Below are 20,794 nucleotides of genomic sequence, written 5' to 3'. Positions count from 1 at the left end.
AAATGGGGGGATTACCGGCCAACAGTACAACTCTCAAGAGCTTCTTCTAATTCAATCCATCGTTTTGGGCTTACAGGTCCGTGACTTGTTACTGCTTCAATTAAAAACAACCATTTACGTTTTTCATCATAAACAGTAAATCTATTTGCAGTGTCTCTACATTAGAAAAACTAAATTGGAAATTAAGTTAGCCTAACATTAAAAATTTGGATTTAACTTAAAAATGGGTAATTTTCTTGTTACGCAAGCAAGATAAAAGCCTTATTTTTCATATAACTTTTTTATTTTTACTATGACTAAAGCACTGAATAAACTTCTAAGTATCAATATACTTGAAATTTAACAGCTCTTTAATCATTTAAATTATAGTCACTACATGACTAAAATATAAAAAGATGGTTTGACCTTAATTAATCTTGATGCTAAATTTTATTAAGGTTAGATTTTTTACTTACGATACGTCTAAAAATAAATAGCAAGGTGTGATTTTATGACTAGAAATAGAGTGTTGAGTGCCTTTCTCATTAATGCGAGAAAAAGAGCAAACCTTAGCCAAAAAATAGCGGCAGAGCGTTGCTCATTAGTCACTAGTCAGAAAATGGTTTCGCGGATTGAAGCTGCCCCTTACGATTTTTCTCTGGATGTATTAACTGACTTCGTTATGGCGATTGGTGCCAATAAAACTGAATTTGGGCGGCTAGTTACCGCTCCTATTAAACTTCTAGATAGAGGAAATCTTAAAGTGAATAATGATCTTAAGTTAGAAAGTCAAGCGTTACAAACATCGATTGATTCCATCATTACACAATTGAACACATTAGATGCCAATGTTCGTCCCAATGAGCTGTTAGATAAAATGAAGGCTGCTCGCAATGATATATCAACGACGTTTGACTCAGGCATTCTGGCTGTCATGGGGCCAAGTGATTCTGGTAAATCACACTTAATCAATCTTTTAATGTGTCAAGAGATTGCACCCGAGGGCTTCCAGCCTATGACAGCGGCTTCCACACTGTTTATACATAAAGATAAAAAGCCATCATATTTAGCCAATAAAGATAACGTTATCGTTTTTAAGTTTATGAATGAAAACGAAGAAACGTTTAACTTAAGCCGTCTCGAAGGTGATCACGACTCTTTTGTAATCGGTAAAGGAACTTATAAAATTCTGGAAAAATACGGGGCTCGTGATGAAAACGACGAGATCCTTTACCCTGAAACTTATTTAGCTGTTGTCTATGTCGATGCCCCTGTACTAAAACGAATATCTTTATTGGATACACCGGGACAGCTCATTGACCCTGAGTACAAAAAAGATAATAGCCAAACTATAGATAGCCTAGACGTTCGTAAGGCTTATGAGGCAATGGGGTTGGCCGATGCTATACTATTTACCTCATCGATGACAAAATTTCTTCGTGATGGAGAGCCTGAGTTCTACTCAAAAATCCTTCGTGCTCCAGGTAATGTACCTTTAGATTCACAGAGCCCGATTAAAAATATTACCATCCTAGCGACCCAAGCATTTGGTGTTAAATCTATTGATGAGTTTAATCGAAAAACCGCTAAACGGGCGGCTATTAGCTTCAACAAAGAGATGGAACATTTACTTTACGAAAGCTGGCAAACAGAGGTGGAGGAGTTGGTACTGCCAAAAGCAGAAGACTGGGCAGAACGTATGTTGCCATTTTGGGATGATAATACAGAATTCATGGCGGCCTTCACGTCTCGTTTTGATGAACTTGTTGAAAATACCACAACTACGTTAGCCCAACGTCGCCTCAACAGACTTCGAATACTAAAGCGTCAGTTAGTATTGTTTGTCGATCAAGAGCTAATAAAATTGCAGGCAAAACTTTGTACAAATGAAGAGCGCATTAAGGAGGTTAAAGAGCAAGATGCGCGATTTCACAGAGAAGTTACTGGCGTACTAGAAAAGTTTCATCAGCTAAGAGCTTCCATTAAAGACTACGAGGCAGACGTGTTGTCTCAGGCTGATATCATTTTACAGTCTTTACAATCTGAAGATTTCATAATGGGATTCATCGAAGATAGATTTGATGACAAAGACTCTGCAAAAAAAGGTATTTCAGACGCCATTGGGCAATACCTAGAAACCAAAATGAAACGAATTGTAGGTATTTCTAGTAAAAGCTTTGCACAAAAAGTTGAGGTATTGGTAAATGAGTTTTCCGCACTGGTTCCTAGCGGCATTGCTCAGCTTGAAGGGATAAATTTAAATGATTTTAACCAAAAGAGTATTACAGCAGTAGGTTTTGATGGTCAATCAGCCTTCATTGGTGGATTGTCTGGCATTGCTTCATTTGGTGCAATGGGCGCTTATGTTGCCACAATCTCATCAAACCTAGGAGCTTATCTTCTTGTTGGAAAGGCGGCAGGTGTTTTAACGACACTAGGGATCACCGGTTCAGTCAGCACTTTACCTTGGCTCGTAGGTCTGACGGGAGGCCCAGTGGTATGGGGAGCTATGATCGCGGCCGGCGTCGGCTTCCTAGTGTATAAACTTTTTTCAAATTGGAAGAAGTCGATGGCTAAATCAACAGTTAAAGGGATTAAAGAAAGCAATATCGAACAAGAGGTTAAAGATCAACTAAAGCATTATTGGTCTGATACTGCAAAAGGCTTTGATGCAGCACTTAATGGACTACAGACAGAGGCAAGCAAACATATAGAGAGTTTATATGCTGATGCTGAGAAAACTTATGATGCTACTGAAATTACACAAGCCATCGATTCTATAAAAACAGTGCAATCCATAATAAACGGTTAAACTAGACAGATATTGCCTCAGAGCTTATTTTCTCTGAGGTGAGTCACTACTCTTAAGGACTTAGTTATGGGCTTATTTAGTTGGATTGAAGAGGTTTATGATGATCTCAGTGGGGAAAAAGATCGACGACGTGCAAGATACCGTGTACAAACAAGAGTCGATGCGGAAAAAGAGCGCTCTAAGCTCGTGAAAAAAGCACACAAATTGTGGTTATCAAAAGACAAGAAGACGAAAGATGCACTTATAGAAAGTACTACGAACAGCATGATTGTTGAAGATATTCTTCGACAATTTAGTACCGATGGACATATAAGAAAGGGGAATACAGACTATCGAGAAGAATTAACAAAAGCCAGAAAACAACTTAAGTTTACCGATGATCTCAATATTAAAAAAATATTAGAATTCGCCAAAACTGAATATCGCTACGATAATGGCATTTTTTACAAAGGTAAAGAAGACGATTTTGTAAAAATGCTTGACTCTTTCATGCGCTCAGAACTCGATGGCCATAAGCATTTATTAGAACAATGGGATGAAATTCACGATAAAATTCTGAGCGTTAGCATATAACGCCAGCTAAACTAAAATCCATTTACGTACGTAATAGGGATAAATATGCCTTGTATTAACTAAATGGGACGTGTTTTCCTAATACTCTTCAATCAATGCAGCTAGCCTTTTAAAACTCTTCACTTTCAGGAGTGCTAGGTTTGGCTGCATCAAATAGAGATCTAATTCGCTTTAACGCTGCCTTATAGTCTCTTAAGAGGGTTCAAGACCTAATTCATCCAATGTTTGTTAACTCACCCAGCTCATCAGTGTGTGCAATATGGCGTGTAACCCCTACGAATAGTCCTTTTTCAGACAACCGTTTTTTCTGTCGCTATAGTTTCCATTCAAAATAACATTAGACAATATATTGCAAGCTGAGTTACTGCCATATAGTAAGGGTCGCCCCAAAGCAATGAATGCAGCAGGAAAGAGTTACGTATGAAGCTATGCTTATGGCACCTTGGCGAAGTTCGGCTGTGAGCGATAACCGGTCATTGAGACTGGCTAAACATCGTCGTTAATAGATTGGTTAAACTGCTCTTTGCGCATATATTCATGAAAATGATCGGTGAGCGCATATTGATCTATTTAACTTAATTCAAATATTTTAGAAAACTTAGTGATAGTAATACCTTAGGTTATTTGTTAAAACTATATAGAGTAGACAAATGAGCGTTTAGTCGGCAGAAATATGCGCGATGAGCGCACTATTAAATTGTTGAACTAAGCCGCTACGCGGAGATCCTATTCTTATCATTTGAGCCACACTTACCTTGGGGTTATCCCATAACTTGGAGGTAAGTCATGAATACACTCATTGAACAAGTCAAAACTGAAATAGCCTATCGAGGTTATTCGCAAAGTACATGTAAAAGCTACAGTGAACATTTACTAAAACTCAGTCATTACTTTAATAAACCGCTCGACTTAGTCACAGATGATGAGTTGAATATCTTTTTTAACGATCCTGCCATTCGCAAACTTTCTAGATCAAGCCAAAAAGTACAGATAAACAGCATTTGGTTCTTGTTTAAACATATTTTACACCGGCCATTGAACTTAGATATTGCACTGCCAAAAGCAAAGTCGCACGCACCCACCTATTTGTCGCGTGATGATATGCGAAGACTGATAGAAAGCTGTACGGATATGCGATTAAAAACGTTAATAGTAGTTTGCTATGGCTGTGGCTTACGCATTGGTGAGCTGCTACATATTAAAGTGCAAAACATTGATGGACAGCGTAAAACTATTTTAATTGAACAAGGTAAAGGGGATAAATCACGATATGTGGTTGTATCAGATAGCGTGCTGGCTCAATTACGTTGTTATTGGAAAATGTATCACCCAACAGGTTGGATGTTCTATTCACGGTTATTAATGGATAAACCTATGTCAGCATCAACCTTCAGGAAGCCATTGAGAAAACATGCACAAGCGTGTGGCTTAAAGCACTGTAACCCACATGCTTTACGCCATGCTTATGCAACACACCAACTTGAATCAGGTATGCCACTTCATCAACTGCAACATCAGCTTGGTCACAGTGATATTAAAACCACACAAAGTTACTTACATTGGTTACCAGAGTTAGGTCATGGCGGCATTGATTTGCTTGCGAGCTGGAGTAAACAATGAACGCCTTACACCTCGCTGATATTTTAAACTCAAGCCTTGAGAGTTATCGCCAACATCATACGGTGAGTTATCAACAACTGCGCGTGTGTCAGCACCTTCAATCATGCAGAACGGGTCAGCTCGGTTATCAGCATGGCAATGTGATAGCTGTGGGGAGTCGCAAAAGATTGGATGTAGCTGTCGAGACCGTCATTGCCCGCGTTGCCAAGGCATGGCTACGGCTAAATGGGTGCAAAAACAGCAGGAGGATTTATTACCATGTAGGTATTTCCACCTTGTTTTTACACTCCCGCATGAGTTGAATATCATTGCGCACTACAACCCAAACGCGTTGTATCAGTGTTTATTCAAAGCCACATGGCAAACGCTGAGCAAATTTGCGAAACGAAAAAGACATGGCCAGTTAGGCATGACAAGCGTACTGCATACATGGGGGCAGAACTTAAGTCAGCATATCCACTTGCATTGTTTGATACCCGCAGGTGCGCTTGATAAAGCACACTGGCATGAAATAGAAAAAGGCTATTTATACCCCGTTAAAGCATTATCAACAGTGTTCAGAGGGAAAATGCTGGCGGCGCTCAATGAATGCGATAGTTCATTCGCGAAGGTAAGCACGCCAACCAAATGGTGCGTGTATAGCAAAGCCTGTTTAACGTACAGTGAAAAGCTAGTTAGTTACCTTGCGCGTTATACCCGAAAAGGCGTGATGTCAGAATCGCGATTAGTGTCAGCGACTGAAGAAACAGTGAGCTTTAAATACCGCGATTATGCAGATAACAACCGCGATAAAGTCATGACTCTGAGTTGTGATGAATTTTTACGGCGCTACTTACAACATGTATTGCCCAAAGGGTTTATGCGCATTCGCCACTATGGCTTTTTAGCTAATGCGTGTCGCAAGCGAAAGTTAGCATTAATAAGGTCACAAGAATCACACAGAGGTAAAGTGGAGAAGCTAAAGACAGAAAACGTAACACTGATACCGCATTGGCCTTGCCTGCATTGTAAGGCAGGTATCTTGCGGTTAATTGGCGTATTCCAGTTATATGAAACAAGGACCAAAGTAGAGCGAACGAGTTAGCAGCTAGGTAGCTGCTTAAAATCAATTAGTTAACCTGCTTAACTGCTCAGGCTAGCGGCCTCTGTACGTGTAAAAAATATAATTGCTTATTAAGGCAAATTTAGGTGTAATGAATACATAATAAGCGCTGAGCAATGCAGGGAAAGCTTACATAACACTCGCTAAGCTGATTAAATCAGCTAGGAAAGTGAGAGCCTCCAAAAAGCAAATTCCCATAGCATAAACAACACCAACTCTGACACACCGAGCAGGTAGCGGCTCAGTCCAACAAGCGATTATGCAACACAAACAGCGTGTTGCATAAATACTAAAATGTTATGCGCTTCTGCGACACATTCTGTCGTTTGAGTGGCGTAAGCTGAAAAAAAGCAAAAGGGAAAATTTATGTCGAATTTCGATAAAAACTTTGAAGCAGCACGCCTTGCCATGCTGGCTAAGCAACATTCAGACATTGTGAAAGTTACAGGTGAGGTGGTTTTCTGTGCTGAAGATGATGGAGACCGCTTGAGTGGCACCTCTTGGACACTTGAAGAGGATATTTTCGATCAGGTTACGGAGTCTGGTTTCAAATTGCATCTGATTGAGCTTTTAGATGATTTTATTGCACACCGAGGCCAATTTAATGTGCTACCAAAAAAAGAAGGGATTGTTCGCTTTGGTGGTGGTGATTTGAGTATTGAGTGGTTGCCAGAAGGCTCAACTCACCTTTCCAAAGGAGACACGTAATGGAGGCGCTGCTTGATGAGTATGGCAGGATTTTAAAAGAGTTAAAATTTGACTCATTTAACCATAATGAAGATAAGTACTCTGGTGTATTCTTGCCTGTCCCATTTGATGAATACTGGAGCTCTAGCCTAAAAGTAATGTTGGTTGGCCGAGAAACTGCTGGTTGGAATACAGACAATCAAAAAAACACAATTAAGCGTGTAGCAGAGTTTGCTGAAAATAATAAAATTTCCGATCTTGTGCAAGAGGCCACTGGGCGTTACAAAAGACATCTACCAGTGAGTAAGAATGGGAAAGTTATTACAAAAACTCGAAGTCGTTTTAAGCAGTATTTTTTTCGGCTGACGAAGGAGCTTGAAGTTAATCCTGAGTCAATTATTTATGGGAATTTATTTGCTTGGGATTACAACAAAAAAAGCCCTAGAACACGCCCGAAAAATGAGCTAAAAGAAATAACAGAAGTTTCTAAAAAGCTTCTTGCCGCCCAGATAAAGTGCTTGAGGCCAGACGTGATTATTTTTGCTACTGGCTTTGTTGGTGTTGATCAAGTAATAAGGGATCTATTCGAAGAGCACTTTAGTGGCTATAAAAATGGCGAAGTTATATCTGGGAAATACTGGGAGTTTAAGCCAGTTGACGACGAATTTTCAAATATTGAATGTTTTAGAATTGCTCACCCTAGAGCAACGCATGGACATAGAGAGTTTCGAGAAAAAGTGATTCAGAGCATTAAAGCTCGTGCTGCTGGCTAATAGTTCGCATAACAAAGCATTGCAGCGGACAAGCCGCTGAATGCGGCGTTATGTTGCTAAGGAAAGTATGAGTAATATTCGAATAGTATTTATTATAACTGGAGCTACTTTTCTAGTTTTAACACATCTCGATGATACATATTATCGTGATTGGGTTTACTCCAATCAAATTGCTGATTTTGGTTTGGCTAACTATTTACCAAGTATTACAGGGACTATTACTGCGATTTTTCTTTTAATAGGGTTATCAAAAGAATCTTTTAAAAAAGCACCATCCTCAGCATTTGGATTAATGGTTGGTTGTGTAATATACGAGGTAATGCAGCCCACTTTAGGAACAGGTGTCTTTGATTGGCTGGATTTAGTTGCTGTAGTAATTGCAGGTTGTATTGTTGTTTCAGCATTAAAAATATCAAATAAAAAAATGGTTAATACCGCAACATAACAAGGGTTTTCAAGTCGGACAAATTACAGTTGGCTTTTTGTTCGTGCCTCATTTATTTTAGCCAACTGCAATTTGCCGCTTAAAACGGCGTTAGGAGACTAGAGCGGTGGTTATATTTGAACCGGCTAAGGATTTAGCAAAAGTAGCACATTTTACTCTGTCGAACATGCGACCATATTATGAACAATATTCTGTAGATTGGGATGAAGCACAGATTGAGAAAATGACGCAAGAGCTTGTGAACTATGACATTTTGGTTCAGGGAATACTTGTTGGTGTCATGAGGTTATCTTTCGATACAGAAGAATGCTGGTTACGTGATTTGCAAGTTGAGCAGAGTTATCAGAATCAAGGTATTGGCTCAATCGCTCTTGCAGAGGCGGAGCGACTCGCGAGAGAGCACTGTGCTGAAACTTTAAAGCTTAGAGTGTTTAAAAATAGCCCAGCTGTTCATTTGTATAAGCGGCAAGGGTTCGGTTTAACGAGTGAAGACGAGCGGTTTTACTACATGAGCCGTACCGTCTCCTAACAAGCAAATTTTATCGCCAGCAAAAAGCGCTGGCTGCGACGTCAACCCGCTGCGCGGCTTTCCGCGCTAAATTTGGGCGTTAGATGCAATCAGAGTCACTATGAATATTTACGACAGAACACAGATTAAAATTATTGAAGCTGGATTTAATACTGAAAACATTAAAGATCTTGTTCACTTAATTACTCAATGTACGGATATTTCAGAGGCAAAAAAATTACTCACTGAATTTGAAGTGTTGGCAAATAAATTACCTTGGCCTCAAGATCATGATTTTGGAGCATTATTAATCCAAAAAGAATATAAATCGGCAATTAGTAAAAGTATTGAAAAATTAATGATTAGCACTGCACATGAAAGAGCTCATTGGTGTGCATCTTGTTCTACATCAGGAGGTGAAGGGTTAGCCCGTTCAGTTCATGTAAAAGAATTAAGCATCCTTCTCCAAAACTGCATCTAACAAAGCTAATCAAAACCGACGCAAAACACTCCGCTTTCATTGTGTTTCGCTTCGCGAATTATACACAATGAAAGCTCCGCGTTGTTGCGCGGTTTATTAGAGCGTTACCGAATAAATACTCTAGCGCGTTTTTGTCCAAAACTCTGTTACAAAGTCCACAACACCAAATATTGAAGAGCCCCTTCGAGAGGGGCTGGTTGATGGGAGCCTAGTTGGCGGGGGTATCTGTTTCCTCTTCAGTGATATCGTCATCGGTTGAAGGTACTGCTTGTTCAACTTCTGCTTCTTTACCCTTGGCTTGAGCTGATTTTCGTGCTCGAATTTCGATATCAATAATGCGTCGAGCCAGTTTGATAATGCGCTGTTGCCATGCGTAGTTGCCATCAACACGTTGTTTGTTGCTAAGCACGCTAGACAACCAGAGTGTGTCCATTGAGATCATCAACGCATCGAGTTTGCGAACTAAGCCGACAAACTGGCCAACCTGAGGCGAGCTGATTTTGGCGTTGAAGGTAATCGGGTCGGTGTAGTCAGGTACTTCATCGATGCCGTTGGACTCCATCAATTTGTCCAAACGAGCTTGTTCGTTGTCTACCGCTTTAGCGCAATCCTCGATCAACTGGCTAATGATCTGTTCTACTTCATCAATTTCGTTCTCATCGCCAATGATGCGTAGGATGACATCGATTCCGTAAAGCGCACTGACCGTCCGTCTAAAAACACGGTCAACGACACGTTGCGCCTGTAAGCTATTAATTGTGAATGATTGTTCAAAGATGGGTTTTGAGTAATTGGGTTTTGTTTGGGCCATAAGTTTGCTCCTGATATGACAATAATCAGTCCCTAGCCTAATCCTCTGTGAGGTAATGGCCTTTCAGCTAGGTGGAAGAATTGAGCATCTTTCTAACTATCCTGTCTGAATAAGACGGTTACACTGACTATCAAATATTGCTGATCTGTTTCAGTGATATCTGCGCCTGAGAGCATGAGCTCAAAGGAAGCCCGCCGCTGAGTATTCTCAGTGGTACTAAGAGGTAGCTAGCCTCCTTAAACAAATAGCCTGCATGTTTTTACATGCTCAACCATGCGTTCCTAATGGTTCGCCTTTTCACCACCCAACTGGGGGAGTTTTCCCCAGTTGGGGGTGACTCCTTCACAACCTAATTAAGGAGTCACCAATGGAATATATCTTCGGATTTATTATCCAAATCGCAGGCATTATGTTGCTTGCAAAACTGAGCTGGTCGCTTTTACGATTGGTTGCTCGTCAAAGCGTGCGCCCGTTTCGATTTGTATTTATTCAAATCAAACGGTTGCTCACACCAACACCAAAACGTCGTCCAATGGCAGTGCCTAAAGCTCCTGGTATGCCCCGTTTGACATCTGCGTTTTACAAAGAGCCACATCAGTACGACATGGCTTTACTCGAAATACCAACCTATCTGCGCCGTCAGTCTTCTTTGCCCAGCCGGGTAGAAACGACTGTGTGCACAGAGTTCAACTAAGACGAGGAGAACATCATGAAAAACCAAGTAACACTCATAGGCTACGTTGGCGCTGAGCCAGAGACACGAGCCTATCCATCAGGTGATTTAGTGACCAGTATTTCACTGGCCACTTCTGAGAAATGGCGCGACCGTCAATCCAATGAGCTTAAAGAGCATACGGAATGGCATCGGGTCGTTTTTCGAGATCGTGGTGGATTTAAGTTAGGGCTAAGAGCAAAAGATTTAATCCAAAAAGGAGCGAAGCTATTTGTTCAAGGGCCTCAGCGCACGCGCTCATGGGAGAAAGATGGCATTAAGCATCGATTGACCGAAGTGGACGCGGACGAGTTTCTGCTTCTTGATAGTGTGAACAAAGCATCTGAGCCATCACCGGCGGATGATGCGGGCTCCCAAACTAATTGGGCACAAACATATCCTGAACCAGATTTTTAACCGAGCAAAAACGCTTTAACCCAGCCGGGAGTACTTTCCCGTCAGGGGCAGACTCCCACTTTGATTGTCGGAGTCCAAAATGGAAAAACCAAAGCTAATCCAACGCTTTGCTGAGCGCTTTAGTGTCGATCCAAACAAATTGTTCGATACTCTAAAAGCAACAGCATTCAAGCAACGTGACGGTAGTGCACCGACCAATGAGCAGATGATGGCGCTCTTGGTGGTTGCAGATCAGTATGGCTTGAACCCTTTCACCAAAGAGATTTTTGCGTTCCCTGATAAACAAGCTGGAATTATTCCAGTGGTAGGTGTCGATGGATGGTCTCGCATCATCAATCAACACGACCAGTTTGATGGCATGGAGTTTAAGACTTCAGAAAACAAAGTCTCACTGGATGGCGCGAAAGAATGCCCAGAATGGATGGAATGCATCATCTATCGGCGCGACCGTTCGCACCCAGTCAAAATCACTGAGTATCTGGATGAAGTCTATCGACCGCCTTTTGAAGGTAACGGCAAAAATGGCCCTTACCGGGTAGATGGTCCATGGCAGACGCACACTAAGCGAATGCTAAGACATAAATCCATGATCCAGTGTTCCCGCATTGCGTTTGGCTTTGTGGGGATTTTCGATCAAGACGAAGCGGAGCGAATTATCGAAGGCCAAGCAACACACGTTGTTGAGCCATCAGTGATTCCACCCGAGCAAGTTGATGATCGAACCCGAGGGCTTGTTTACAAGCTTATCGAGCGGGCAGAAGCTTCAAACGCTTGGAATAGTGCATTGGAATATGCCAATGAACATTTTCAGGGTGTTGAACTGACGTTTGCGAAACAAGAAATATTTAATGCACAACAACAAGCAGCCAAAGCGCTCACACAGCCTTTAGCTTCTTAGCGCCACGCATTCATTTTACTAACCCTGGCGGGATTATTCTCCCGTCAGGGGGAAGGTCTCGTCTTTTTTTTGGAGATCTTCCATGACTAAATCAGCCTCACTTTTTCGCTTGGTATTGGTTGTTGCCCTTGTCGTAGGTTCGATTCAAGCCGGTAAAGCGGCAATTGATTCGGTTCAAGCAAGTGTTGTTCAGCACCAAACAGCGTTAGCACAAGCTGCAAAGTAACCACTTAACCCTGAAGGGGAGTTCTCTCCTTCGGGGGAGTCTCCCCCTCAAAGGAGACAATATGAAGGTTATCGACCTATCACAACGTACTCCTGCATGGCACCAGTGGCGCATTGCAGGGGTTACGGCATCTGAAGCCCCAATTATTATGGGGCGTTCACCCTACAAAACACCTTGGCGATTATGGGCAGAAAAAACTGGATTCGTATTACCGGAAGACCTGTCGAATAATCCAAATGTGCTTCGCGGTATACGGTTGGAGCCTCAAGCAAGGCGAGCATTTGATAATGCGCATAATGACTTTCTTCTGCCGTTATGTGCAGAAGCCGATCATAACGCAATCTTTCGAGCCAGCTTTGATGGCATCAACGATGCGGGCGAACCCGTTGAACTGAAATGTCCTTGCCAGTCAGTTTTTGAGGATGTGCAAGCTCACCGAGAACAAAGCGAGGCGTACCAGTTGTATTGGGTACAAGTACAGCATCAAATACTGGTCGCCAATAGCACGCGTGGTTGGTTGGTATTCTATTTTGAGGATCAACTGATTGAGTTTGAAATACAACGAGACGCGGCGTTCTTAACTGAATTGCAAGAAACAGCGCTTCAGTTTTGGGAGTTAGTACAGACCAAAAAAGAACCGTCAAAATGCCCTGAACAAGATTGTTTTGTTCCCAAGGGTGAAGCCCAATACCGCTGGACATCGCTGTCTCGGCAGTATTGCTCAGCACATTCCGAAGTGGTCCGACTGGAAAATCACATTAAATCTTTGAAAGAGGAAATGCGAGAAGCTCAGTCAAAATTGGTCGCTATGATGGGTAATTACGCTCATGCGGATTATGCTGGGGTCAAACTCAGCCGCTACATGATGGCGGGCACGGTGGACTATAAGCAATTGGCCACCGATAAATTAGGCGAACTGGATGAACAGGTTTTAGCCGCTTACCGAAAAGCGCCACAAGAGCGGTTGCGTATCAGCACCAATAAGCCAGAGCAGCCCGTTGAAACACCAATCAAAATCAGCCTTGAGCAAGAGAACTTGGTTCTGCCAGGTGACTCGCCGAGCTCATTTTATTTTTAACGTTCACTTGGAGCCGATTTCGGCTCCTTTCTCATGCGCTTACATTGAGTGCATCATAAAGCAGTTTCACTCGTAGCCAATGCTGGGTACGAATGATAGAGCGAGCTGAACTCTTACATACACAGCCATACCACAATCAACACACCACCCGACGGGGACTTCAGTCCCTGTTGGGGCATGGGGCCTCGTCAAAACAGATGAGGTTTACCATGACTGAACAATCCCCATTTTTGGTTCAAGTGAATCAAGCGTTTAATGTCCCGGCTCCTGATGCTTTCGTTCTGGAAGGATTTGGTGCCGACACTACCCATCCAAACATTCCCGTTCGCAAGGACGAGTATGTTTTTAGAAAAGAAGACTTACGTGACATATTGGCGTTTTTGTCTAACCCAGACGGTGACGGTTTGTATATTACAGGCCCCACTGGATGCGGTAAGACCTCGCTAATTTGCCAAGTTGCTTCTCGATTGAATTGGCCTGTTCAGCAAATTACTGCGCACGGTCGATTGGAGTTGTCCGATCTTATCGGTCACCACACGCTGGTTAATGGCAACATGACCTTTGTGTATGGACCGCTGGCACTGGCTGTAAAGCATGGCCATTTGCTGATCATTAATGAAATGGATCTTGCTGAGCCTGCTGAACTGGCTGGACTCAATGACATTTTGGAAGGTGCCCCGTTGGTCATCGCACAAAATGGCGGAGAGATCATCATGCCACATAACAAGTTTCGTTTTATCGCTACCGGCAACAGTGCGGGCAGCGGTGATCAAACGGGCTTGTATCAAGGTGTGCTTCAACAGAATTTGGCTTTTCTTGATCGCTTTAGAATCATCGAAGCGACCTATGCAGAGCCATCTGTAGAGGAAACCATTCTGGAGAACGTTGCGCCGGGCTTGCCAGAAGTCTTTCGCCAAAAAATGGTGAAGGTGGCTGGTGACATTCGTCGTCTTTTTATTGGGGGCGCGGATGGCGGTGCTGAGCTTAGTATCACCATGTCTACTCGGACCTTGGTGCGCTGGGCAAAGTTAACACTTGCTTTTAAAGGCGCTCCTAACGCAGTGGAATATGCACTGGTTCGGTCTTTGACGGCTCGTGCAGAGTTGGAGCAACGAGAAGCCATTCACCGTATTGCCGCTGATGTCTTCGGTGACCACTGGGAGGATTGAAGATGGAAAAGTGCTTTGCTCTTTACCGTTACAGTCATTCTGATGGGACAGCCAAAGAATGGGCCATTTACGTTGGATCAGATAACCAGGAGATTGAAGTTCGGTTTGGAAAAGCTGGTCAATTGTCGCAGCAGCGATTGATTGATTCGACTGATCCTAACGCAGAAGCAGACCGAAGAATCAATGAGAAAATCAACAAGGGTTATCGATTGGTTGGACAAGTCGGCATTGATCATCAAGGGCGGCCATTTGAACTTTCAAATGCGCTTGATAGCGTCGCGTGCGCCAATAACGTCAGTTGGGAGTTTCGTACTCGCAAGGACGTCAATGGCCAAATCTCGCTGGCGCAAAAAGCGTTGTTCGATATGGCAAAGCTGCTTGAAGCCTATGGCTTGGCTGTTATTGATGATAACCAGGTCAGGATTGGAGAATGGTCATTAGGGTTTTGCAAAAGCGGATTACCTAGTACCAATCAAATCAGCATGGTGTCAGGTGAAGGCGCTGGCATTGTTAACACTGATGATGGCCCGTGGCCATTGTTGCTGTTACTGGCCTTTAAGCGTCAAATACCGCCACTGTGTTCGCTCACAGTAGCGAGTCCTGAAGGAATAGAAGTATCCGACCAACTGAAGTTGGAAAAAGATGTATTGAGGTTATTAGGCAGTGATTTAGAACGGGTTCGCCCGATAGCTGAAGCACTGGACTTAATGCCTGCGAAAATCGATCTCAACCAATCGTCGCCTGATTCGCAAAATTACTATTTCTGATAGTGATGTTGCCATTAGCGCGTCAACTACTACCACCCAAACGGGGGCCATTGCTCCTGCTGGGAGTGGTGCGTCCCCATCTCGCATGAGGATGCACTATGAGTATTCAAACCCTCGACAAACTTTTGATTTGTCACATCGACTGTTCCATCTGGAGCGGTAGAAAAAAGCTAAGGCCTGAAGATTTCAGATTAGCCAATGGCAGCCAACTTCCTCCGAAGGATGTTGCCAGCTTAGGGAGTAAAAAAATTTGCGACCCAGAGGCATTGGCGAACTTTGAAAGGCTTAAGAAAGAAGCGCAGCGTTTGTGTGAGCAAGTCGGTGTGCGGTTCTTAGGTGGCTATGCCGTCCCTGAAGACCGAATTGATCAAATTGTTCCAGAACTTGACCGTATAGGTCAGGAGTTTGCGCAGTGCAAGCAGTTGTTCTTGGACAACTATGATCAGGTGACTTTTGACTGGGTTGCAAAACACCCGGAATTTGCAGATGCAATCCGGCGTGCGCTGTCACCCATCGAAGACGTGGAACAACGGCTTCAGTTCGATTATGCCATCTATCGAATGCAACCGGCTGACCAAGCTGGTGGCTTAGATGACAAGGTCAATGGCATGGGACACACCCTCTTTAGGGAGGTGGCTCGTGATGCCAACGAACTGTTTGAGCGTTCCGTTGCAGGTAAGAATCAAATCAGCCAGCGAGCCCTTAATCCTCTCAAACGGTTAAGAGACAAGTTGGATGGTTTGTCCTTCCTGGATCATCGAGTTCAGCCAATGGTTGAAGCGATGGACAATTTATTTGTTCGTCTGCCGAAGACCGGCCCTGTGACAGACAATCTCTATCACGAACTGATGGCGACCATTTTAATTTTGTCTGATCCAGACAAGATGAGAATGCACGGTGAAGGTCAATTGGATATCAGACAACTGATGCCCAAACCTGAACCTAAACCCGCACCGCCAGTATCTGCTCAGGCAGATAACTTACGTGCAATACCACAACCAACCGTCAGACCAAACCTTGGTTCGACTGTACCAAACTCATTTTATTTCTAACGTCCTTGAGGGCATGTTGCCCTTAAGGGCGCATGTCCTCTGAACTATGTAAGAGGAAATTATGCAATCAACCATCCATAACCCCAGCCAACTGAACCAGTTTGAACCACATTTTCGTGGTGTGACTGATGCGGTTGAAAGCGAATCGATACCAGAAGTGGCGTGTTGTCGAGCGTTAGTACAACGGTCGTACTCAACACATAGTGTCGTGATCCCCAAGAACCCTGTGCTGATCGCAGATGCGGACGCACAAGGAGCTTGGGTAACGGCCATGGTATTTGTTCCAAACATGGCATTGCAGCAAACCGCTTTTGAGCGGGCCTGGCTGCAATATCAACACGAGGTGTCTACTCAGTTACAAGACCAGTACGGTCTGACATTGAATGACATCCTGAGTTTAGACCAGCTTAAAACGTCATTTGAACAGCACGAGAGTCCAGCTCAATTGGTGGCTTGGTTAGGTCAAAAATACGACCTGGATAAGCTAAAAGCACAGGTTTAAACACTTACATTCCCAGCGGGGAAACGCTCCCGCTGAGGGAGTATTCCCCCTAATGATTAGGAGACTCCCATGAATCATCCATTAAAAAACGCACTGCCAATCGTTGCCGCCGCTTATGGCGAAAAGTTTGGTGTGAAGGTGCTTATTCAAGGACAAGATGCGTTTACCGATGGTGAGCGGATTGTGATCCCAACAGCAAACCCAGACGACCCACACTATCAACAGATAGCTTGGGGTTATCTGGCTCATGAAGCGGCGCATATTCGGCATACTAATTTTGAAATGGTGCAGAAGGCGTCGTCCAAACCGATCCGTAAGGCACTTCTCAATATCATTGAGGACGTTCGCATTGAAAACGAATTGGCAAAGGATTACCCCGGAACCCGGCGCAGTATTTCGCAAGTGATTGAGTACATGGTGGGCACACAGCAAATGTGTGTACCTGAACAGCCTGAGCCTGCATCTAACTTGCAAGCATGGTTGTTGTTTCGCTTGAGATGCCATTTTCTGGGTCAGGAATCGCTGACGCCTTTGTATCAAGCTGTTGATGAAAGAGTGAGACAACTCTTTCCTGCCGCAGCGATGAGCCGGTTAAGCGCCATGCTGACAGCAGTGCCTAGCTTAGGCTCTACAGGTGAAGTGCTGAAACTTGTCGATGCCATTGTTGCCATGTTGGAGGAAGAATCTCGTCCACCACAGGATGAGTCGGATGCTGATAGCGGTAATGACATTGGACAAGATGCGAGTAATGACAGCAATAACAGTAGTGGTAGTCAAACCCCGGAAACAGACTCGTCTGCAACAGGGGATGCTGCTGAAACCGGGGATTCAGATAACTCTGATCAAGCTGACAATTTGCGACAAGCCTTAGAGGCCAGTGCCGCTCAGTTTGAACCCGATACCTTTGCACAAGTGGCAGAAGTGTTGTCGGAACAAGCTGAAGGACATCAGGGCGTTACTCCACTCAGTTTGCCCCAAGCAGAGCAAGCTATGTTGGGTGATGAGGACATTTTGACTTTATCGGCTTCCGAGTCCGCTCAAATTCGAGCCCGACTTAGGGGCATGGTTCAGTCCAGTCAGGACAGTCGGAATCATGCCAAACGGCACGGTCTTCGAGTGGCAACCCATCGTCTTGCCGCTTCCCAAGCAGGTGAGTCGAGATTGTTTATTCAAAGGCAGCCTCGCATTGCGCCCAATGCTGCTGTGCACTTGCTTGTCGATATATCGGGCTCAATGGGTAAACCCATTGGCGAAGGTAATCGCAAGTACTTTCATGTTGCCAATGAAGCTGCTTTGGCTTTGGCCATGGCATTGGAAGGTATACCCGGTGTTGTACCTGCGGTCAGTTATTTTCCAGGTATTCATCAGGAAGTATCTATCGCGTTATTGCCCAAGCAATCGCTTCGACATCGGGCCGCGTGTTTTGACCAAAAACCACGAGGTTGTACGCCTATGGCACAAGCTATGTGGTTTGCGGCAAACAGTTTGTTAGCGCAAAAACAGAAGCGAAAGCTAATGATAGTGCTAACGGATGGTGACCCAGATGATTGGGCTGCCACGCATGACATTGTTGACCGGTGCAGACGCAGTAGCTTTGAGCTGCTGGGGATCGGGATTCAAACACGCAGTGTTGAGAAATTCTTTCCTCAAAGCATCGTGATTAACGACGTCAAAGATCTGAAGCGTGAGTTATTCGAAGTAACACAACAACTGTTAATTCAGTAACCACATCAATTTTACCACCCTGCGGGGACGATTCCGTCCCCTTCAGGGCATGGGTTCGTCTCCGCTTTTTTTTGGAGACTCCTATGAAAAACAAAAAGTTCTTAGCTGGCGAAGAGGCCGGTACTTATATCGTTCCTGAGCAAGTGACTGAAGCGGATATCTTAGATATGGCGCTTAAGCTTGCCCGTAGTCGATTGAGTAAAGGTCGAAAAATTGAACAGCCATCGTCGGCGTTCTCATACCTGCAAACACTGATGCACGAGTATGAGCACGAAGTCTTTGGCGTGCTGTTTCTTGATACAAAGCATCGCGTTATTCGATTTGAAGAGCTATTTAAAGGCACTTTAGATGCGGCGAGCGTATATCCAAGGGAAGTAATAAAGCGGGCATTGAAACTTAATGCGGCAGCAGTGATACTGGTTCATAACCATCCATCGGGTGATCCTGAACCCAGTGAAGCTGATAAACGCATCACTCATCGACTTCGTGACGCCTTGTCACTTGTTGATATTCGAACGCTTGACCATGTCGTGGTCGCATCCGAGGGCTGCGTTTCGCTTGCCGAACGCGGTTATCTGTAATGAATGGGCGTATTGCCCATTCTCCTACATCACAAAAGCAGTCCCATCAGCACACATCAGCACAGCTCGAATTTCTATTTGAGTTTGATGATGCCCCTGTCACTTGGTCTGACACGGAAATCTGGCAGTTACGCGAAGGCATTCTATTGGATGCGATCCGTGTATTGCTAGACGGTCGTGTCAGTACTCGATTGCGAAAGGATGTGTTGTCGTGGATTCAAAATGACGAATTAACGCCATTTTGCTTTCGTGTTTGCGCAATGGCTGCGGTTGTCGATCCTGATGTGCTTCGTGATTCCATCATGTGGTTATTAAGACGACATGGTATCCAGCTTGACTAACGTTCCTGCATTAACCAAACGGCTCAATGCAGGCCCAGAGCTGACTTTTATCACTTGTGGTAGGAGTCGGCTTTTTACTTAAGGAGGTTATATGGCGTTACCTTTACAAATTGAAACTGTAAGGCCATATCTTAATGGCCAATGGCTTCAAATACTGGCGGCGTTGGTGCCAGAACTTGATGCCGCTATTGCTCGAAAAGGCCGTCATGTGGCTTGTCCTGTTCATGGCGGTCGTGATGGCTTTAGGCTGTTCAAAGATGCTGAATATACCGGAGGTGGCGTTTGTAACACCTGCGGGATCTTTCATGATGGCTTTGAATTGATGTCTTGGATTAATGGATGGAACTTTGCTCAGTCTATTGAAGCAATCGGTCAAGCTCTAGGTATTCAACCCGGACAAGTACCAACTCGGGTAATACGGAGTAACGCTGTTGACTGGAAGGCTAGAAAGCAGGAAGAGGACAAAGCGATTATCCATCGCTTGAATCAAACCTGGGGAGAAACGTTTTCTCTTGCAGATACTCGTGCGCAACCAGTTTGGAACTACATGCATCGTCGTGGCATTGTTACCCGGCTTCGTCCTGAATGGGATTCGGCGCTGAGGTATCATCCAAACTTGCCTTACCATGATGAAGATGGCTTGTTTATCGATAGCTACCCAGCGCTGCTAGGTAAAATCGTTACTCAGCAAGGGCGTTCGGCCACGTTTCATCGGATCTACCTAAGTGAAGATGGATTCAAAGCGCCGGTTGAAAAGCCTAAAAAGATGATGCCGATACCAAGTGACAGAACAATCACTGGTGGTGCCATTCCGATAGGTGAGCCTGGTGAGGTATTAGGTGTTTCTGAAGGCATCGAAACAGCTTTAGCGGTTACCAGAGTTACGGGACAGACATGTTGGTCGGTTGTGAATGCAACGCTACTGGCTAGGTTTGAACCACCAAGTAATGTGAAAATGCTGTACATCTGGGCAGATCACGATCTCTCTGAGACCGGCCTGAATGCAGCGAATGAACTCAAGAAAAAAGCCTGTCAAAAAGGCATTCTGACACAAGTTCTGATCCCTCCGATACCAACGTCACTTGGCGTGAAAAGTTGGGATTGGAATGATGTGCTGAATGTTTACGGAGCCATGGGCTTTCCTAAAGTTCATATCTGATCGAAGGGGCTTCGGCCCCTTTTTTTGCGCCTTGCATATTTGAAAAAACATGGAGAATGAAAAATAGATAACCAATAGGAGAAACAAACATGATGGTTTTAACCCTTTTGACAAAGCAGATTGATGGTGAATTTACGGTTTACTGGAAGACCGGCCTTCGAAGAGCTGGTGAGCTAAAGGTCGATTTAGGTGAGCAATACGACAAGTTACCTGAGCAGCAAAAGCCAATTGCAGCTGAGCTTTATGCTATTCACCACCTATTGTCAGTGAAAGAGGTGATGGGGAGTAACCGAAGCGGCAATGGGCTTCAAATCCGAGTCAGTAAAGGAGCTATGGTCTGCACCGTTATCAGGTACGGTTTAAAATCGCACTAAAC

General features: G+C 44.0%; 24 protein-coding genes and 1 pseudogene. 23 read left to right on the top strand and 2 right to left on the bottom strand.

The features are described 5' to 3' along the window. Window positions 1-11: 11 nt before the first annotated feature. A complete protein-coding gene (locus KQP93_RS21630; protein WP_217875220.1) occupies window positions 12-110 on the bottom strand; it encodes a BsuBI/PstI family type II restriction endonuclease in 99 nt (32 codons plus the stop codon). A 380-nt stretch (window positions 111-490) separates the two neighbouring features. Between KQP93_RS21630 and KQP93_RS16255 the strand changes: the two genes are divergently transcribed. The 9 genes and pseudogenes from KQP93_RS16255 to KQP93_RS16215 all read left to right on the top strand — a co-directional run bounded on the left by KQP93_RS16255 (window position 491) and on the right by KQP93_RS16215 (window position 8,980). Continuing rightward, window positions 491-2,791 carry a dynamin family protein gene (locus tag KQP93_RS16255; RefSeq protein WP_217875219.1) on the top strand — a complete coding sequence of 767 codons (2,301 nt, stop codon included), beginning with the start codon at window positions 491-493 and terminating at the stop codon, window positions 2,789-2,791. A gap of 66 nt (window positions 2,792-2,857) precedes the next feature. Further along, the gene (locus tag KQP93_RS16250) at window positions 2,858-3,364 is read left to right on the top strand and encodes a hypothetical protein (RefSeq protein ID WP_217875218.1); all 507 of its coding nucleotides are present in this window, start codon (window positions 2,858-2,860) and stop codon (window positions 3,362-3,364) included. Window positions 3,365-4,150: 786 nt separating this feature from the next. Continuing rightward, a complete protein-coding gene (locus KQP93_RS16245; protein ID WP_217875217.1) occupies window positions 4,151-4,984 on the top strand; it encodes a tyrosine-type recombinase/integrase in 834 nt (277 codons plus the stop codon). Then, a pseudogene (locus KQP93_RS16240) lies at window positions 4,981-6,068 on the top strand (IS91 family transposase). The gene KQP93_RS16245 and the pseudogene KQP93_RS16240 overlap by 4 nt, the downstream one beginning before the upstream one ends. A 384-nt stretch (window positions 6,069-6,452) precedes the next feature. Then, complete coding sequence (locus tag KQP93_RS16235) at window positions 6,453-6,794, top strand: hypothetical protein (RefSeq protein WP_217875216.1); 342 nt, start codon at window positions 6,453-6,455, stop codon at window positions 6,792-6,794. After that, window positions 6,794-7,546, top strand: coding sequence for a hypothetical protein (locus tag KQP93_RS16230; RefSeq protein WP_217875215.1), 753 nt, complete (start codon window positions 6,794-6,796; stop codon window positions 7,544-7,546). Before KQP93_RS16235 ends, KQP93_RS16230 begins: the two co-directional genes overlap by 1 nt. A gap of 67 nt (window positions 7,547-7,613) precedes the next feature. Next, complete coding sequence (locus KQP93_RS16225) at window positions 7,614-7,991, top strand: hypothetical protein (RefSeq protein ID WP_217875214.1); 378 nt, start codon at window positions 7,614-7,616, stop codon at window positions 7,989-7,991. 106 nt (window positions 7,992-8,097) lie between these two features. Next, window positions 8,098-8,520, top strand: a complete 423-nt coding sequence (locus tag KQP93_RS16220; RefSeq protein ID WP_217875213.1) for a GNAT family N-acetyltransferase — start codon at window positions 8,098-8,100, stop codon at window positions 8,518-8,520. A gap of 100 nt (window positions 8,521-8,620) precedes the next feature. Next, window positions 8,621-8,980: a hypothetical protein gene (locus KQP93_RS16215; protein ID WP_217875212.1), complete on the top strand. Its 360-nt coding sequence runs from the start codon at window positions 8,621-8,623 to the stop codon at window positions 8,978-8,980. A 208-nt stretch (window positions 8,981-9,188) separates the two neighbouring features. On the opposite strand, the gene KQP93_RS16210 is transcribed toward KQP93_RS16215, so the two are convergent. Then, window positions 9,189-9,791 (bottom strand): hypothetical protein, encoded by a 603-nt coding sequence (locus KQP93_RS16210; protein WP_217875211.1) that lies wholly within the window; start codon window positions 9,789-9,791, stop codon window positions 9,189-9,191. Between the two features lie 367 nt (window positions 9,792-10,158). On the opposite strand from KQP93_RS16210, the gene KQP93_RS16205 reads away from it, so the two are divergent. The 14 genes from KQP93_RS16205 (at window position 10,159) to KQP93_RS16140 (ending at window position 20,792) form a co-directional block, all read left to right on the top strand. After that, window positions 10,159-10,485 carry a plasmid-related protein gene (locus tag KQP93_RS16205; protein ID WP_217875210.1) on the top strand — a complete coding sequence of 109 codons (327 nt, stop codon included), beginning with the start codon at window positions 10,159-10,161 and terminating at the stop codon, window positions 10,483-10,485. 15 nt (window positions 10,486-10,500) lie between these two features. Further along, window positions 10,501-10,920: a single-stranded DNA-binding protein gene (locus tag KQP93_RS16200; RefSeq protein ID WP_119788459.1), complete on the top strand. Its 420-nt coding sequence runs from the start codon at window positions 10,501-10,503 to the stop codon at window positions 10,918-10,920. A 79-nt stretch (window positions 10,921-10,999) separates the two neighbouring features. Beyond that, window positions 11,000-11,818 (top strand): phage recombination protein Bet, encoded by an 819-nt coding sequence (gene bet / locus KQP93_RS16195; RefSeq protein WP_000414662.1) that lies wholly within the window; start codon window positions 11,000-11,002, stop codon window positions 11,816-11,818. An 82-nt stretch (window positions 11,819-11,900) separates the two neighbouring features. After that, window positions 11,901-12,044, top strand: coding sequence for a hypothetical protein (locus tag KQP93_RS16190; RefSeq protein WP_000167275.1), 144 nt, complete (start codon window positions 11,901-11,903; stop codon window positions 12,042-12,044). A 61-nt stretch (window positions 12,045-12,105) separates the two neighbouring features. Next, the gene (locus tag KQP93_RS16185; protein ID WP_217875209.1) at window positions 12,106-13,122 is read left to right on the top strand and encodes a YqaJ viral recombinase family nuclease; all 1,017 of its coding nucleotides are present in this window, start codon (window positions 12,106-12,108) and stop codon (window positions 13,120-13,122) included. A gap of 209 nt (window positions 13,123-13,331) precedes the next feature. Then, complete coding sequence (locus tag KQP93_RS16180) at window positions 13,332-14,291, top strand: AAA family ATPase (RefSeq protein ID WP_217875208.1); 960 nt, start codon at window positions 13,332-13,334, stop codon at window positions 14,289-14,291. Between the two features lie 2 nt (window positions 14,292-14,293). Then, window positions 14,294-15,058, top strand: coding sequence for a hypothetical protein (locus tag KQP93_RS16175; RefSeq protein ID WP_217875207.1), 765 nt, complete (start codon window positions 14,294-14,296; stop codon window positions 15,056-15,058). Window positions 15,059-15,156: 98 nt separating this feature from the next. Further along, complete coding sequence (locus KQP93_RS16170; RefSeq protein ID WP_217875206.1) at window positions 15,157-16,110, top strand: DUF3150 domain-containing protein; 954 nt, start codon at window positions 15,157-15,159, stop codon at window positions 16,108-16,110. 61 nt (window positions 16,111-16,171) lie between these two features. Then, window positions 16,172-16,612, top strand: a complete 441-nt coding sequence (locus KQP93_RS16165) for a hypothetical protein (protein ID WP_217875205.1) — start codon at window positions 16,172-16,174, stop codon at window positions 16,610-16,612. Window positions 16,613-16,681: 69 nt separating this feature from the next. Then, the gene (locus tag KQP93_RS16160) at window positions 16,682-18,337 is read left to right on the top strand and encodes a VWA domain-containing protein (RefSeq protein WP_217875204.1); all 1,656 of its coding nucleotides are present in this window, start codon (window positions 16,682-16,684) and stop codon (window positions 18,335-18,337) included. A gap of 83 nt (window positions 18,338-18,420) precedes the next feature. Continuing rightward, window positions 18,421-18,918, top strand: coding sequence for a RadC family protein (radC, locus tag KQP93_RS16155; RefSeq protein WP_188727049.1), 498 nt, complete (start codon window positions 18,421-18,423; stop codon window positions 18,916-18,918). Further along, window positions 18,918-19,259, top strand: a complete 342-nt coding sequence (locus KQP93_RS16150; RefSeq protein ID WP_023266667.1) for a hypothetical protein — start codon at window positions 18,918-18,920, stop codon at window positions 19,257-19,259. Before radC ends, KQP93_RS16150 begins: the two co-directional genes overlap by 1 nt. Window positions 19,260-19,350: 91 nt before the next feature. Then, complete coding sequence (locus KQP93_RS16145; protein ID WP_217875203.1) at window positions 19,351-20,418, top strand: DUF7146 domain-containing protein; 1,068 nt, start codon at window positions 19,351-19,353, stop codon at window positions 20,416-20,418. Between the two features lie 89 nt (window positions 20,419-20,507). Then, window positions 20,508-20,792, top strand: coding sequence for a hypothetical protein (locus KQP93_RS16140; protein WP_440590082.1), 285 nt, complete (start codon window positions 20,508-20,510; stop codon window positions 20,790-20,792). The last annotated feature ends 2 nt before the right edge of the window (window positions 20,793-20,794 follow it).

It is taken from the genome of Pseudoalteromonas shioyasakiensis (assembly GCF_019134595.1).
Lineage (GTDB): Bacteria > Pseudomonadota > Gammaproteobacteria > Enterobacterales > Alteromonadaceae > Pseudoalteromonas > Pseudoalteromonas shioyasakiensis_A.
The sequence above is the reverse complement of the archived record's forward strand: the minus strand, read 5'-3'. Positions and strand labels throughout refer to the sequence as shown.

Coding starts and splice junctions, on each gene's coding strand:
- KQP93_RS16255 (WP_217875219.1), top strand. CDS start 491: ATGACTAGAAATAGAGTGTTGAGTGCCTTTCTCATTAATGCGAGAAAA.
- KQP93_RS16250 (WP_217875218.1), top strand. CDS start 2,858: ATGGGCTTATTTAGTTGGATTGAAGAGGTTTATGATGATCTCAGTGGG.
- KQP93_RS16245 (WP_217875217.1), top strand. CDS start 4,151: ATGAATACACTCATTGAACAAGTCAAAACTGAAATAGCCTATCGAGGT.
- KQP93_RS16235 (WP_217875216.1), top strand. CDS start 6,453: ATGTCGAATTTCGATAAAAACTTTGAAGCAGCACGCCTTGCCATGCTG.
- KQP93_RS16230 (WP_217875215.1), top strand. CDS start 6,794: ATGGAGGCGCTGCTTGATGAGTATGGCAGGATTTTAAAAGAGTTAAAA.
- KQP93_RS16225 (WP_217875214.1), top strand. CDS start 7,614: ATGAGTAATATTCGAATAGTATTTATTATAACTGGAGCTACTTTTCTA.
- KQP93_RS16215 (WP_217875212.1), top strand. CDS start 8,621: ATGAATATTTACGACAGAACACAGATTAAAATTATTGAAGCTGGATTT.
- KQP93_RS16210 (WP_217875211.1), bottom strand. CDS start 9,791: ATGGCCCAAACAAAACCCAATTACTCAAAACCCATCTTTGAACAATCA.
- KQP93_RS16205 (WP_217875210.1), top strand. CDS start 10,159: ATGGAATATATCTTCGGATTTATTATCCAAATCGCAGGCATTATGTTG.
- KQP93_RS16200 (WP_119788459.1), top strand. CDS start 10,501: ATGAAAAACCAAGTAACACTCATAGGCTACGTTGGCGCTGAGCCAGAG.
- bet (WP_000414662.1), top strand. CDS start 11,000: ATGGAAAAACCAAAGCTAATCCAACGCTTTGCTGAGCGCTTTAGTGTC.
- KQP93_RS16190 (WP_000167275.1), top strand. CDS start 11,901: ATGACTAAATCAGCCTCACTTTTTCGCTTGGTATTGGTTGTTGCCCTT.
- KQP93_RS16185 (WP_217875209.1), top strand. CDS start 12,106: ATGAAGGTTATCGACCTATCACAACGTACTCCTGCATGGCACCAGTGG.
- KQP93_RS16180 (WP_217875208.1), top strand. CDS start 13,332: ATGACTGAACAATCCCCATTTTTGGTTCAAGTGAATCAAGCGTTTAAT.
- KQP93_RS16175 (WP_217875207.1), top strand. CDS start 14,294: ATGGAAAAGTGCTTTGCTCTTTACCGTTACAGTCATTCTGATGGGACA.
- KQP93_RS16170 (WP_217875206.1), top strand. CDS start 15,157: ATGAGTATTCAAACCCTCGACAAACTTTTGATTTGTCACATCGACTGT.
- KQP93_RS16165 (WP_217875205.1), top strand. CDS start 16,172: ATGCAATCAACCATCCATAACCCCAGCCAACTGAACCAGTTTGAACCA.
- KQP93_RS16160 (WP_217875204.1), top strand. CDS start 16,682: ATGAATCATCCATTAAAAAACGCACTGCCAATCGTTGCCGCCGCTTAT.
- radC (WP_188727049.1), top strand. CDS start 18,421: ATGAAAAACAAAAAGTTCTTAGCTGGCGAAGAGGCCGGTACTTATATC.
- KQP93_RS16150 (WP_023266667.1), top strand. CDS start 18,918: ATGAATGGGCGTATTGCCCATTCTCCTACATCACAAAAGCAGTCCCAT.
- KQP93_RS16145 (WP_217875203.1), top strand. CDS start 19,351: ATGGCGTTACCTTTACAAATTGAAACTGTAAGGCCATATCTTAATGGC.
- KQP93_RS16140 (WP_440590082.1), top strand. CDS start 20,508: ATGATGGTTTTAACCCTTTTGACAAAGCAGATTGATGGTGAATTTACG.